The sequence below is a fragment of the Nitratireductor sp. StC3 genome (genome assembly GCF_003015025.1).
GTDB classification, from domain to species: Bacteria; Pseudomonadota; Alphaproteobacteria; order Rhizobiales; family Rhizobiaceae; genus Mangrovimarina; species Mangrovimarina alexandrii.
In genome coordinates, this window is record NZ_PYBP01000020.1 from 14415 (window position 1) to 29274 (window position 14860).

A 14860-nucleotide genomic window follows, 5' to 3' on the forward strand; every position below is an offset into this window, starting at 1 on the left:
GCACAGATAAGATCAGACAAACGTATTTTGGTTCTAGAAACATAAGTAAACCTTATGAACATAACGCTGCGCCAGTTGCACGCCTTCTACGAGGTCGCGAAGACACAGAGCTTCACGCTTGCCGCCAGGAACATGAATCTCACCCAGTCCGCCGTCAGCATGCTCGTGCGTCAGTTGGAGGCTGAATATGGCCTGGCGCTCTTCGACCGTGTCCAGCGCAGCGCCCAGTTGACCGAGGTCGGACGCCAGATGCTTCCCGTCACCGAGCGTATGCTGGAAGACCTGCGACAGGTTCACGAAGGCGCTGAGGACCTGAAGGCCCTGCGCCGGGGCAGGCTTCGCATCGCCGTTCCCCAGATGCTTGCGTGCTCGTGGTTGCCGCCGCTTGCGGCCGAGTTCATGGCCGCCTTTCCCGATATCGGCCTGCATGTCATGGACACGACCGGCGACCGCATCGTCTCTGCCGTTCAGGACAACGAAGCCGAGATCGGGATTGGCCCGCAGCGTCCCGCGCCGGCGGACATCGCCGCGGAGCCGTTATGGGAGGAGCCGATCCAGATCGTCCTGCCGAGGGCCTCTGCCTTGGGCGATGGCGCTCCCCTGACGTGGAAGGATCTACGCAACGAAAACTGGATACAATATTCCGACGACTTCACGCTCTATCTGGAACGCGCGATCTGGGCGGAGTTGCCCATTCCCGAAGCCCGCACCACCAGCGTGCGTTATCTTACGACGGCTCTTTCTTTCGTCGGGCTCGGGTTGGGCGTTACGGCCGCACCGCAATATGCGCGAAGTTTCGCGGACCAGTTTGCGGTGAAGTTCGCTCGGGTCGAGACGGGGCGGATCATGCGCGCCTTCTACATCTATTCGAGAAGGAACCACTCCCGATCGCCTGCCGCCAACGCATTCGTTTCATTTCTGACTCACAAGATCGGAAGCCCCCTACCCTTTGAATCGCTTTAGTTTCATCGGTGCCGGCGCCGGATACAGGACGATGTCGCCCACTGCTTCTCTTCGGCGCTGGCGATGAAACGGGTCGCGGCCGAACCGCCGATGTGAAGAGCCGATCTGATTGGCGCGCCGAGCACTGGGCCGGACTTGATTGACCGCCGGGGGTTCGTGGCCTCGCCGAATGCGCGCGAGATCAGGGCCGGACGCTTCCAGCCGAAGAGAAAGAGCCGTCGCAGCCATTTTCGTTCAGCGCCTTGGCGCGGCCAGCCTCCCCTCGACGATTTCGGGCAACCCGCTTCCGCGTAGATGGCATGCCGCGCTTATGCCCGTGTCCAGCGGTTCGACATCGGGATCGACCGTCTCGCAAACCGGCAAGGCGAACGGGCAGCGGCTGCGAAAACTGCAGCCAGCCGGAATATCGATCGGGTCCGGCGGTTCGCCCTCGAGCAGATATCTGCCGCTCTCATAAGGCTTGGTTTCGATGGTGGGGACCGCGCTCAGCAGCGCCCGTGTATAAGGGTGCGCCGAATGCCAGAACAGGGCGTCATTGTCGGCCAGTTCCACCACGCGTCCCAGATACATGACGGCGATCCGGGCGCACACGCGCCGCACCATGGCCAAATCATGCGAAATATAGACATAGGTGATGTCATGCTTGACCTGAAGCTGTTCGAAGAGATCGAGCAGCTTCGCCTGTTCGACCTGATCGAGCGCGGAAAGGGTTTCGTCGAGAATAAGCAGGTCCGGCTCCAGCACCAGCGCGCGGGCGATGTTGACGCGTTGACGCTGACCGGCGCTGAGCCCGACCGGAAGTTGATCGTAGAGAACAGTCGACAGGCCGACCTCGGCCATCGTCTCCTTGACCCTGGTCTCGACCTGCCTGCGGCTGCCGAAACCGTGGATCAGCAGCGGCTCGGCGATGGTGCGACCGATCTGGCTGTGCGCGGCGATCGCATTGTAGGGATCCTGCAGCAGGAGCTGGAAGCGCTTTCTGACCGCCAGCAGGTCGCGCCCCGACAGGCCGGCAATGTCCTTGCCCTCGAACAGGATCTGACCGGCATCCGGCTTCTCGAGGCTACTCAAAAGGCGCGACAAGGTGGACTTGCCGCAGCCCGATTCGCCGATGATTCCGAAATTCTCGCCGCGGCGGACCTCGAACGACACGCCGCGCACGGCATGCACTTTGCTGGTGGCGAACAATCGGCTGCGATCGCGCACGGCATAGGTCCGGGCGACATCGCGCACGTCGAGCACAACATCGCCGGACGAGCGCGCCGGCGGAGCCTCATTGCCGGACCAGATACGCGGCACCTTGGCGATCAGGCTGCGTGTATAGCCGTGCTCCGGCGCGGCCAAGAGTTGCCTGACAGGCTGGCGCTCCACCACGCGGCCGTCATCCAGAACGAGCACGTCGTCGGCTATGTCGCCGACGATTCCCAGGGCGGACGATATGAAAACGATCGCGGTATCGAAATCGTTCTGCAGTTCGCGCAGCAGGCGCAGAATCTGGGCAGCCACCGTCACATCGAGCGGTTGGGTGATATTGTCCGCGATCAGCAGGTTCGGATTGGACACCAGCGCATCGACGATCAGCGCACGCTGCATCATTCCGCCGCTGAACTGGAAGGGGTATTCGTCGAACCGACGTTCCGCCGATGGAATGCGCACGGCGTCGAGCGTCTCGATCACCTTGCGACGCGCCTGTGTCGCGGAGAGACCGGGCGTCACGGCACGCAATTTCTCCAGGATCTGATGTCCGACGGGCACCGTCGGATCCAGGGCGCTGGTCGGGTTCGCGCCGATATAGGCGATTTCGCGACCGCGAAGCTTTGCCATCTCCTTTTGCCGCAGCTTGACGAGATCGCGCCCGGCATACTCGATACTGCCGCCGGTAATATGCAGCGGCGCCTTGATCCAGTTGACGAGCGCCCGCGAGAGCACCGTTTTTCCCGAACCGCTTTCGCCGATGATGCCGAGCACGGAACGGGGCGCGACGGACAGGTCGACGTCTGACAGAAGTGGTCGCGGACCGGCGGACGTGTCGACCGAAACCGACAGTCCCTGCACCCGCATCAGCGGAAGCCCCGGATGGGTGTTGGTGTCGCTCACTACTCGCCTCCTTGCAGGATATCGTTCCGGGCGCGCTCAAGCAGGCCACCCATCAGGTTGAGACTGCCGAGCGAGAGCACCAGCAAGACCCCGGGGACGATGGTGATCCACCAGGCATTGAGCAAATATTGCGTGCCGGACGAGATGATCGTGCCGAAGGTCGGGGTGGGCGGCTGGATGCCGATGCCGATAAATCCGAAAATCGCCTCGAAGATCATCATGCGGGCGATGTCCAGAACGGCCACGAAACCGATAGGCGGAAGAATAGTCGGCGCGATATGGCGCAGCATTATGCGGAAGTCGCTGGCCCCGAGAATCTTCGCCGCCCGCACATATTCCTTCTGCCGCTCCGCCAGCGTCACCCCGCGCGAGACGCGCGCGTAGACCGGCCAGCTCGCCAGGATCAGAACCGCGATGATCGTGAAGGGCGTCGGCCTGGACATGCCCAGAATGGTGATCGCCAAAATGATGACGGGGATCGACATCTGGACATCGGTCAGCCGCATCAGCACAGCGTCGACCCAGCCGCCGCGATACCCCGCATAGATCCCGATGGCACAGCCGAGCACGAACATGCCGACGACGCTGATCACGCCGATCGCGAAGGCATTGCGCAAGCCGATCAGGGAGCGCAGAAAAAGATCACGTCCGAGTTGGTCCGTTCCGAACAGATGCGGCCACTTGCCGCCCTCGAAGAAGACCGGCGGGAGAAACTTGTTCGCGACGTTCATCTTGGTGGCCGAGGCGTCGATGACGAGCGGCGCGAAGATCGTCAGCATGATCAAGATAACGAAAAAGCCGAACGCGACTTTCATCTCGGTCGAGATCCAGGCACGCCGTGCGATTCGTGCGGTCACGCCGTGGCGTTTTGCCGGCGCGCCGTCGGCGACGAGGTCGGGCGATGTGGCTGACATGGCGGCGGCTCCTAGAACTTCAGGCGACGGTCGATGTTCGTCGACGCGAAATCGACAAGCATGTTGATCGCCACGAGCACGCCGCTGGCGAGGATCGCGACCGCCTGGATAATGGGGAAATCGCGCTGGAAGACGGCGTTGATGGTCAACATGCCGATGCCGGGGTAGCTGAAGATATATTCAACGACGAACAGACCGCCTAGCAACAGGCCGATCATCTGCGCGCCGAAAAGGTTGAGCAGAGGCACGGCCGCGTTGCGCACCACGTGTTTGGCGATCATCGTCGTACGGGACAGTCCACGAACCAGACCGACGTCAAAATAGACCTCGCCCAGATTGCCCGCGACGGACACCGAAATGGCCCGAATCATCACCGGACACAGTTCGATCGCCAGCACCATTGCTGGAATGATGGTGTAGCTGAACCCCTGATAGCCGATCGCCGGCAACCAGCCCGCCTTGGCCGAAAGCAGGAAGATCAACAGAACCCCGACCCAGATATTGGGCAGCGAGACGAACAGCGAACTTACGTAAAGCGCCAATCGGTCCGGCCATTTGCCGGCGCGCAATCCGGCGGCCATGCCGATTGGCACCGCGACCAGCAGGGCAAAGACGATACCGAGCGCGGCCAGTTGCAGGCTGTAGGGTAGCGCTGTCATGATCAGGTCGGCAACCGCAGCGCGGCTTTCAGGATCATACCCGTCCGCGTCCTGGGAGCCTCCCGCGCTACCGCCCTGAGGCCCTCGAATAAAAGAATGACCGAAATCGCCCGACACCACCTCGCCGAGGAAGCGTCCGAACTGAACCAGCATCGGGTCGCGGAGGCCAAGGTCCCTGGCCGTTTCTTCCAACACGTTTGCCGGGGTCATCGGGCCGAGAATGATGCGGATCGGATCGCCCGGTACGATCCTCAGCAGTGCGAAGATCACAAAGGCGACCAGCAGGACAATCAGCAGTCCTTGCGTGATGCGTCGCAAAAAGAACTCGATCGCGAATGCCATCGGGGAGGCGCTCCTGTCGTCGGGGCCGGTATCAGCAACCGGCGGCGGCGTGTCGTCGACATACCGGCGCCGCTGGCGGCGCCGCCGGTATGACCTGGCGTCGTGATCTTAGCCGAGCGTGGCCTTGCTGAGATCGATCGGGCCGTTCGGGTAGAAGTAGGCGCCCTTCAGGTCCTTGGACATCGCCCTGAGGAACACCGACGAAAACAGCGACAGGCTCGGCACCTTCTCCGCCAGCAGGGGCAAGGTTTCTTCCTGAAGCAGCTTGAGGCGCTCCTCGGTGGTTTCGGCGTTGCGCTCCTTGTCGAGCGAGGCGTCGATCTCGGCGTCGCCGATACCGTTGATCAGGGCGAACTGGGAATAGTAGTTGGGGCGCAACACCAGATCCGGCTCAGGCGAGCCCGTAATCCAGCCCACATCGATGATGTGGCCCGGCCCCTGGCCGTCGGCGCGACGATAGATCTGTTCTTCCCACGCCGCCGGCTCGAGCGTCGTCAGCTTCACAGGGAATCCCTGCTCCTGCAGCATCGCCGTGATCAACTCGCCATATTCGCGGGTCTTGGGATAGAAACCGACCGAGGTGATGTACTCCAGTTCCGGCAGACCCTGGCCGTTGGGATAACCGGCCTCGGCGAGCAGTTTCTGGCACAGTTCGGGATCGTATTTGGGGTAGTTGTCGACATCCTTGTAGCCGAACTTCACCGGCGAGATGTGACAGTTGGACGCCTGCGCGGCTTCGCCGACCAGCGCCAGGACCTGCTCGCGATCGATGGCATGGACCGCCGCCATGCGAACCCGCACATCGTCGAAAGGCGGTTTGTTGCAGCGGAAATGCAGGTATTTGTTCTCGCTCGACAGCGAACTGTGGGTGGTGATACCGGCCTCGCCCTTCAGCGATTCAAACTGTTCCGGCTCCAACCGTTCGGTCAGATGATACTGGCCGTTCAGCAGGCCGAGCACGCGCGTGTTGGCGTCGGGAACATAGGTCCACAGCAAGGTGTCGAGAGCAGGCTTCCCGCCGTAATAGTCCGCATTCGCCTTGAAGATGATCTGGTCACCGCGGGTTTCATGATATTTGAACGCGCCGGTGCCGTTCGGGCGCTGTTTGAGAACGTCCGGGTCGGCGACATCCCTGGCCGACATGATCGGCAGAAACGCGGAGACATACCAGAAGTTCAGCGCCGGATAGCCGTATTTTTCGGTCTTCAGGCGCACCGTGTAGTCGTCGACGATCTCGACTTCGACCTGCCCTGGATACCACGCGGATGCCGGCCGGCTGGGCTGCGAGGCGTATTCGTAGGTCGCCTTGACATCCTCGGCTTTGAATTCCTTGCCATCGTGGAACGTGACACCCTGGCGCAGCTTGTATTCCAGCGTATGCTTGTCGATCAGTTTCCACTCAAGGGCAAGGTCCGGGAGAATCTCACCGGGGTTTTCAGGCCTCATCGGGCATTTGGTCAGGCGACCGAACACCAGCTCCTCGGTGGTAATCTGCGGCGCGATGGTATGCGAGGACGGATCCCAGCTGCTCGTCACCGTGCCGGCGGCGGCAAAAACCAGGGTCTTGCCGTCCTGCGCGAACGCGCGATTGAGTGACACCGGGCCGACGAGCGCGGCGCCAACGCCCAGCGCCGACGCACCGGCCATGAATTTCCTTCGTGTAGTCAGCATGAAAATCTCCCTTTTGGTATGCCCAGCGCATCCGGCCCTGTGCCGGTCTTGCCGGGCGCTTCCCCCTGAAATCGGGACGGAACCAGCGGCGTCCTCCTAGACTGCGCGACCCAATCGAGCCTCCCGGCGGCGCATCGAACAGTCAATGCCCGAATAGCGTATCAAAAATGACTGTTCAGTCAATCCTATTTTCCGCTCCCTGGATTCGTGTGTTGATTTCTCATACGGACGCCCGTTATGAAATTTCAACCTCGGCACGCCATGAAGCTAAAGGCGCCGTTGCAGCGACGTCCGGAAAGGGCTCGATGAGCACACGCAAATTTACACCCGAAGCTCGACGCACGCTGATCATGGACTACGCCCGCGAACAGGGGCGTATTCTGGTCGAGGATCTGACGATTCGGTTCGGCGCATCCAGCGAAACAATCCGGCGCGACCTGAACCACCTCGCCGCCATTGGCGCGCTCCGCAAGTTTCATGGCGGCGCCTGCCTGCCATCACTGACCGAGGAAAGCCCGTTCGCCCAACGTATGGCGTCGCAACCGACGGGTAAGCGCTCAATCGCCCGCGCGGTGGTGCGCTCACTGACGGCGGGGGACACGCTCTTCATCGATACGGGCACGACAACCTTGATGCTGGCCGAAGAGATGCAGCCTCTAACCGATTTATCCGTCGTCACAAACTCGACCGCGATCGCCGCGACACTGGCGCACGGTAACAACAGCATCTACCTGCTGGGCGGGCTTTATCAACCTGACGCCGGCGAGACGACCGGCGAGATCACGATCGAGCAGATCGCCAATTTTCGCGCATCCCATGCCATTTTGACCGCGGGCGCGGTCCATCCTGTCAACGGCATGATGGATTTCTCGCTTGGCGAAGCACAGGTGGCGCGCGCTATGATCGAGCAGGCCGACCACCTCGTCGTCCTGGCAGACAGGACCAAGCTCGGCCGCAGTGCTTTTGCGAAGGTCTGCCCGCTCTCGCGCATTGACCGACTCGTGACCGATGCGCCCCCACCCGACGACCTAGCCGATGCGCTTCGCGCCGCCAATGTGGACGTCGTGATCGCGGAATAGCGTCACTTATCGCGGCCGTGAATGACCGTTCGGTCATTGACAATTCGAGTTTCGGTCCAGTAATCTTCTGCCAACATCTCATCCGGGCGTGGAGGCGTCGTTGACCAAGATCGACTTGAAGACTCTGATCCGCACCGAGGATCTGCCGACGCTCGTCGCGGAATTCCGGGCCAAGCCTACGGGACAGCACAGCCCTGCGCTGCAACGGATCGTCAACCATATCCGTAGCGAGCCCATGACCGGCAAGCTGGCGCTTCTCTGCACCAAGCCGCATGAAGAATGGCGGCTGGTGGAGATGAACGGGCGCGGCAAGCCCATGACGCTTCGCGATGAAGTGTTTCACGATATCAACGATGCCGAATGGGCGATCTTCAAGCTCCGCATGAAACGCCATTTCGACATCGACCTGACCGATTGACCGACAGTATCTACGGGAGACGAGCAATGCTCAAGATCACGGGCTACGCCGACCGTGTCAGCGTCACGCCGGGCCAGACGGTCAGTTTCATGATCAATTGCGAGTACGCTCGCTACAGCGCCAGCATCGTGCGGGTCGTCCAGGGCGACACCGCGCCGGAGGCGCCGCCCGTGAAGCTGGTCCATGTGCCAAGCGCGATCGACGGCACGTATGAGGGGCGCCCGCAAATCATCCACGCCGGCTCGTTCGGTCGGGTTGATCTGGACAAGCGGCTCACGACGGCCAGCATATCGCTGCAGGCGATGATCATGCCGACCACCACCGGCAAGGGCCGACAGGCAATCCTTTCCCGGTGGGACGAGGGGTCAGGGCGCGGCGTCGCCATGGTCATAGCCGAGGATGGATCGCTGGGGATCGAGATATCGGCGGGGGGAGAACTGCACCGGATATCGACCGGCAGACAGATGCTGGATCGCCACTGGTATTTCGCCGCCGTCACCTATGACGCCGACACCGGCGATGCGAGCGTGCACCAGATTCCGCAGCACGATTTCCCCACCATTGCCGATGCCGGGAGCGTGTCGGCGCGGCTCGCCGCCGGTCTCGACTGGTCCAGCGACGCGCCGCTTCTCTTCGCCGCCACCTATGGCGGAACCGACGCTGGCCGCATGGTTGCGCGGGCGCTGTTCAACGGCAAGATCGACCGGCCGCGCGTGTCGTCTTGCGCCCTGCCCCTTGCCGATCTGCGCGCGCTTGCCGGCGATGTCTGGCCCAAACACCTGACCGGTACGCTGGTCGGCGCCTGGGACTTTTCACGCGACATTCCCGGCGTCACGTTCGAAGACCTATCCGGCTGTGCCCGACACGGTCTGGTCGTCAACATGCCGACACGCGGGGTAACCGGTCACAATTTCACTGGCGAAGACGGCCATTGCTGGATGGACAAGCCCGAGCAATGGTCGGCCATCCACTTCCACGACGACGACGTCTACGACGCGGGCTGGGAAATCGACCTTGCCCTGGCCGTCCCCGAGACGATGAAAAGCGGTATCTATGCGCTGCGGATCGAGGCCGAAGGCGAAGAGCAGTTCATCACCTTCGTCGTGCGCCCGGCGCGCGGCCAGGCGACCGCCAAGCTCGCCTTTCTGTTTCCGCTTGCCACCTACATGGCCTACGCCAACGAGCATTTCGGTACCAATGACGGTCTGGTGGAGCTGCACCTCAACCGCGCGCTGATCCTGCACCCCCATCAGCAATTCCTCAACGAGCATCGCGAATACGGCCATTCGCTTTACGACCTGCACTCGGACGGCAGCGGCGTGGCCTATTCCTCCCGGCTGCGGCCGATGCTCAACCTGCGTCCCAAAGTCGAGGCCAATCACGGCGCGGCACCCTCGCATCTTTGGCTGTTCAACGCCGATACCCACATCACGAGCTGGCTGGAGCATTGCGGGGAAGACTACGACGTCATCACCGACGAGGATCTGCATTATGAGGGTTACGACCTCGTCAGCGGCTACCGTACGGTCATAACCGCGACGCATCCGGAATATTATTCGCGCGAGATGTACGACGCGGTCCAGACATATACGCATAGCGGCGGCAGGCTGATGTATCTCGGCGGCAACGGGTTTTACTGGCGCATCGCCTTCAACAAGACCCAGCCCGGCATCATCGAGGTTCGCCGCGCGGAAGGCGGCAGTCGGGCCTGGGAGCCGGCGACCGGCGAATATTATCATTCCTTCACCGGAGAGTATGGCGGCCTGTGGCGTCGCCAGGGCGGGCGCAGCCCCAATCATCTCGTCGGCATCGGCTTCACGGCCCAGGGCTTCGACGAATCGTCTTACTACCGGCGCGCGTCGGGCGCCGACGATCCGCGAGCCGCCTTCGTCTTCGAGGGCATCGACGACGAGATTATCGGCGATTTCGGCCTGACGGGCGGTGGAGCCGCCGGCATGGAACTCGACCGACACGACGTCTCGATCGGCTCGCCGCCCCATTCGATCGTTGTCGCCAGCTCCGAAAAGCACACCGAGGCGCACGTCTTCGTCGTCGAAGACATGCTGTTCAACCACATGGGCACCACCGGCGACGTGTGTGAAAAAGTGCGCGCGGACATGGTGTTTTTCGAGACGCCGCGTGGCGGAGCGGTGTTTTCCGTCGGCTCGATCGCGTTTTCGGGTTCGCTGCCGTGGAACGGGTTCGACAACAATGTCTCGCGCCTGACCCACAACGTGCTCAAGCGCTTCCTGGATCCCGCCCCCTTCGTCGAGCCGGCGGCCTGAACCACGCCGATGAAAAACGCTGATGAAATATTCGACGTCGCCATCATCGGCGGCGGCGTCGTGGGCTGCGCCATGGCCCGGCGCTTGACTCTCGACGGCGCCAAACTCGTTCTGCTGGAGCGGGCGCCCGACATCCTGTCGGGGGCCAGCAAGGCCAACAGCGCGATCCTGCACACCGGTTTCGACGCACCGCCCGACAGTCTCGAACTCGCCTGCGTCCAGGCCGGCTATCGCGAGTATCGGGAAATCCGCAAGGCGATGAACCTGCCCTTGCTGGAAACCGACGCCATGGTGGTGGCCTGGACAGGCGCCGACATGGACAAGCTGGACGGAATCGAAAACCAGGCACGGCAAAACGGCGTCGCGAGGGTTCGACGCCTGACGGCCAGGGAGACGCGCGCCCGCGAACCGGAGCTGTCGTCGGCCGCCGCCGGCGCGCTGCTGGTGCCCGGCGAGCACGTTATCGACCCGTGGACGGCGCCGCTCGCCTATCTCAGGCAGGCCGTCGTCAACGGCGCGCAGGTGCGGCTGAACAGTGGCGTGACGGCTGGCCGCTTCGACGGCGCCGCATGGCAACTCGACACGCCGCACGGATCGGTGCGCGCCACAGCGGTTATCAACTGCGCCGGCCTGCATGGAGATACGGTCGAGCAATGCTTGCTCGGCAGGACGTGGTTCACGATCAAGCCGCGCAAAGGTCAGTTCGTGGTCTACGACAAGGCGGCGGCGAAGCTGCTCAGCAGCATCGTCCTGCCGGTGCCCAGCGAGCGCACCAAGGGCGTGGTGCTGACGCGGACCGTGTTCGGCAATCTTCTGGTCGGACCGACGGCCGAGGATCAGGACGACCGCGAGCGGGCGAGCGTCGAGGCCCCCGTTCTGGACAGCCTGATTGCGACCGCCGTCAAGATGGTTCCTGCCCTCGAGACGATGCCGGTGACGGCCGTCTACGCCGGGCTGCGGCCGGCAACGGAAATCAAGGACTACAGGGTGCGGGCCATCGCCGAGCAGAACTGGATCAGCGTTGGCGGCATCCGCTCCACCGGCCTGACCGCGGCGCTCGGACTTGCAGCGCACGTCGCCACGCTTCATGCCGCGTTCGGCGGCTCCTTCACGCCACTCGAGGACCCGGCCGTTCCCCGGATGGCCAACCTGGCCGACCATCGCAACCGCCCCTGGCAGGCGACCGATCACGGCGAGATCGTCTGCCATTGCGAACTGGTTACACGCGGCGAAGTCGAAGCCGCCCTGCAAGGGCCCTTGCCTGCCGGCGACTTCGGCGGGCTGAAGCGGCGCACCCGGGTGTGCATGGGCCGGTGCCAGGGCTTTTACTGTCAGGCGCGGGTCGCGGCATTGACGGCGGGACGCCTCGCCGAACCGCTGTCGGTGGGGCCCGCACATGGGTGAGGCTGCCGATTTCGACGTCGTCATTGTCGGCGGCGGCCCGGCCGGCATCGCCGCGGCGATCGCCTTGAAAAAGCGCGGCCTCGAACGGATCGCGATCGTTGAGCGCGAAGCCGAGATCGGCGGCGTACCGCGCCATTGCGGCCATCCGCCGTTTGGAATGCGGGAATTCGGTCGCGTGCTGACCGGTCCGGCCTATGCCGCCAGGCTACGCGCGACGGCCAGCACGCTTGGCATCGCCTTGCGCCTGCAAACGACCGTGGTCGCGCTCGGCGTCGGCGGCAGGCTGCACCTGACCGCGCCCAAGGGCCCCGGCACCATCACGGCCAGGCGGGTCATTCTCGCCACCGGAGCGCGCGAGACGCCGCGCGCGGCGCGCCTGATCTCGGGCGACAGGCCGATCGGGGTGCTGACCACGGGTACGCTTCAGCACAGCATCTATCTGGAAAGAACAAAACCCTTCGCCCGACCCGTCATCGTCGGCACAGAGCTAGTCAGCCTTTCGGCCGTGCTGACGTGCTGGAAAGCCGGGATCCGGCCGGTGGCAGTCATCGAGAGCGACATGCGCCCGGTCGCGCGGAAACCGATGCACCTGTTTCCTCGGCTACTCGGCATCCCCGTGCACTATGGCGCGGAGCTCGTCGACATCAAGGGACCGGCGCGCGTGTCCTCGATCACCGTTCGCCTGACCGACGGATCCGACACGGAGATGGCTTGCGACGGCGTCTTGCTTACAGGGCGTTTCGTCCCTGAATCGGCGCTGGTTCGCAGCAGCCATCTCGCGCTCGATCCCGGCAGCGGCGGGCCGGATATCGATCAGTTCGGCCGCTGCAGCGATGCCGCCTATTTTGCGGCCGGCAATCTTCTGCGCCCGGTCGAAACCGCCGGCTGGTCGTTCCGCGAAGGCGCACGGATCGGCAATCTGGTCGCCGACGACCTCGCCGGCGCCCTGCCCGCAGGGGCGGCCTATTTAAAGATCGGTCACGACGACACTATCAAGCTCGCGGTGCCGCAGCGTATCGACTTGACGGGCGGTGGCGGCCTGCGCCACATCCAGCTTCGCGTGACCGAGGGCGGCAGGGGGCAACTCAGCGTCGAAGCCGGCGGGCGCGTCTTTTGGCGGCGGCGCGTCGCCGCTCTGCCGGAACGCCGCCTCCTGATCCCGATCGCGGCGATCGGCCGTGCCGCCGGGGACTACGACGGCGTCACCGTTCGTTTCAAGAAAGGCTGAACATGTCGCAAAAGCGCGTCGCCGCCATCGACCAGGGCACGACCTCGACACGCGTGCTGGTGGTGGACGAGCACGGAGGCAGCCAGATCGTCCATGCCGTCCGGCACGCGCAACACCATCCTCGCCCCGGCTGGGTGGAGCATGATCCGCTGGAACTGCTGCGCAACGTGTCTTCCTGTGTGGACGCCGCCGGGCCCGTGGACGCGCTGGGCATCGACAATCAGGGCGAAAGCTGTCTTGCCTGGGACGCGGAGACGGGCGAGCCCCTGTCGCCGGTCATCGTGTGGCAGGACAAACGGACCGGCGCCATGACCGACACTTTACGCGCGGACGGCGCCGAAAGCCTGACGCTGGAACGGGCAGGCCTGCCTCTGGATCCTTATTTCTCCGCGACGAAGCTCAGCTGGATCCTCGACAACGTTCCCGAGGCCCGGCGCGCGCGCGAACGGGGCCGGCTGAGGCTCGGCACCACCGACGCCTTCTTTCTCGACCGGCTCGCCGGCCGCTACGTCACCGACGCCACAACCGCCTCGCGCACATCGCTGATGAACCTGGAGACACTGGCCTGGGACGAGACGCTGTGCGAGCTTTTCGGCGTGCCGATCGAGAGCCTTCCGACGATCGTGCCGAGCGCCGGCCACGTCATCGGCGCGATAGGCCGATCCGCCGTCACCGCCGCGATCGTGGACCAGCAGGCCGCCCTTTTCGGCCACGGGTGCCGGACGTCGGGCGACGCAAAAATCACTTTCGGCACAGGCGCCTTCGCCTTGGCCGTCACCGGCGATACGATCGTTCGCGCCACGGAAATCGGCCTGCTGCCGACCGTGGCGTGGCAGATCGGCGCCGAGGTCGTCTACGCGATCGACGGCGGCGTCTACGACGCCGGCGCCGTGGTCGAATGGTTGCGGCGGATCGGCATCGTGGACAAGGTGGACGCGTTGCGGGATTTTTCCGATCGGGCCGCAATCGACGCCGGGCTGGTGTTCGTCCCGGCTCTGTCGGGGCTGGCGTGTCCGTGGTGGGACCGCAGCGCGGCCGGCCTATGGCTCGGCATGACCGCCGCCACAACACGTTCGCAACTGGCTCAGTCGGCGCTTGAAGGCATTGCCCTGTGCACCGCTCAAGTCGTCGACGCCATGTCGCAGCGTATCCCGATCGCCGCCGGCGTATCGATCGACGGCGGGCTGTCGCGGAGCCCGTATTTCTCGCAATTCCTGGCCGACAGCCTCGACCGGACAGTCAGAACGTCGACACTCGACGAGCTGACGAGCTATGGCTGCGCGAGGATGGCGGCCCTTGCCGTCGGCGCGGACATCCCGGCGCGGGCCGGTACCCCCACCGATTTCGAACCGCACGGGAACGGCGGCTCTGCGCGTCACGAAAAATTCGGGGACGCCGTGGAACGGGCTCGAAACTGGTTCTGAAGCCCTTGATCGCCTTGCCGTCGATCCCGCGCGACAGCGGTTTCGGTTGATCCCGCGCCGGCCTGGGGAGACAGGCGGCGAATGCGCTCCAGCGCTGTCTCAAGCGGTTCATCCCGGTGTCTGCAGGGGACACCCGTCGAGCGCACCCATGCACCGCGTTGTCGCCGGTTCATCCCCGCGTGGACGGGGACACCATATAGGCATCGAAACTGTGGGCCTCGTCGACGATCAGAATGCGGTTGGCGAGGGCAAACTAGGCTCAGGACCTATTAATTCCTTTTGAGATGTGATTCACGGTCTTTGAGAAGGAGGCCGTGATGGGTGATTTGTTTCTGCTGAGCGAGGGCCAGATGGCGCGGATATCGCCGTACTTCCC

11 protein-coding genes are annotated in these 14860 nt (G+C 63.7%); 7 read left to right on the forward strand and 4 right to left on the reverse strand.

Annotation, left to right across the window (positions count from 1 at the left end; genetic code table 11):
* Window positions 1–54: 54 nt before the first annotated feature.
* Complete coding sequence (locus tag C7T96_RS22940) at window positions 55–963, forward strand: LysR family transcriptional regulator (RefSeq protein ID WP_106573585.1); 909 nt, start codon at window positions 55–57, stop codon at window positions 961–963.
* A gap of 234 nt (window positions 964–1197) precedes the next feature.
* Here the strand turns inward: C7T96_RS22940 and C7T96_RS22945 are convergent, their stop codons facing one another.
* The 4 genes from C7T96_RS22945 to C7T96_RS22960 all read right to left on the reverse strand — a co-directional run bounded on the left by C7T96_RS22945 (window position 1198) and on the right by C7T96_RS22960 (window position 6646).
* A complete protein-coding gene (locus C7T96_RS22945) occupies window positions 1198–3060 on the reverse strand; it encodes an ABC transporter ATP-binding protein (RefSeq protein ID WP_245414231.1) in 1863 nt (620 codons plus the stop codon).
* Complete coding sequence (locus tag C7T96_RS22950) at window positions 3060–3974, reverse strand: ABC transporter permease (RefSeq protein WP_106573586.1); 915 nt, start codon at window positions 3972–3974, stop codon at window positions 3060–3062. Before C7T96_RS22950 ends, C7T96_RS22945 begins: the two co-directional genes overlap by 1 nt.
* A gap of 11 nt (window positions 3975–3985) precedes the next feature.
* A complete protein-coding gene (locus C7T96_RS22955) occupies window positions 3986–4975 on the reverse strand; it encodes an ABC transporter permease (protein ID WP_106573587.1) in 990 nt (329 codons plus the stop codon).
* 108 nt (window positions 4976–5083) lie between these two features.
* The gene (locus C7T96_RS22960; protein WP_106573588.1) at window positions 5084–6646 is read right to left on the reverse strand and encodes an ABC transporter substrate-binding protein; all 1563 of its coding nucleotides are present in this window, start codon (window positions 6644–6646) and stop codon (window positions 5084–5086) included.
* Between the two features lie 305 nt (window positions 6647–6951).
* Here C7T96_RS22960 and C7T96_RS22965 point away from each other — a divergent pair, with 305 nt between their 5' ends.
* From C7T96_RS22965 to C7T96_RS22990, 6 genes are all read left to right on the forward strand, one after another.
* Window positions 6952–7725 carry a DeoR/GlpR family DNA-binding transcription regulator gene (locus C7T96_RS22965; protein ID WP_106573589.1) on the forward strand — a complete coding sequence of 258 codons (774 nt, stop codon included), beginning with the start codon at window positions 6952–6954 and terminating at the stop codon, window positions 7723–7725.
* Window positions 7726–7825: 100 nt separating this feature from the next.
* A complete protein-coding gene (locus tag C7T96_RS22970; RefSeq protein ID WP_106573590.1) occupies window positions 7826–8143 on the forward strand; it encodes an ABC transporter permease in 318 nt (105 codons plus the stop codon).
* Window positions 8144–8169: 26 nt separating this feature from the next.
* A complete protein-coding gene (locus C7T96_RS22975) occupies window positions 8170–10428 on the forward strand; it encodes a N,N-dimethylformamidase beta subunit family domain-containing protein (RefSeq protein WP_106573591.1) in 2259 nt (752 codons plus the stop codon).
* 9 nt (window positions 10429–10437) lie between these two features.
* Complete coding sequence (locus C7T96_RS22980; RefSeq protein ID WP_106573592.1) at window positions 10438–11832, forward strand: NAD(P)/FAD-dependent oxidoreductase; 1395 nt, start codon at window positions 10438–10440, stop codon at window positions 11830–11832.
* Window positions 11825–13060 carry an FAD-dependent oxidoreductase gene (locus C7T96_RS22985; protein WP_106573593.1) on the forward strand — a complete coding sequence of 412 codons (1236 nt, stop codon included), beginning with the start codon at window positions 11825–11827 and terminating at the stop codon, window positions 13058–13060. Before C7T96_RS22980 ends, C7T96_RS22985 begins: the two co-directional genes overlap by 8 nt.
* A gap of 2 nt (window positions 13061–13062) precedes the next feature.
* Window positions 13063–14484: an FGGY family carbohydrate kinase gene (locus tag C7T96_RS22990; RefSeq protein ID WP_106573594.1), complete on the forward strand. Its 1422-nt coding sequence runs from the start codon at window positions 13063–13065 to the stop codon at window positions 14482–14484.
* Window positions 14485–14860: the final 376 nt, after the last annotated feature.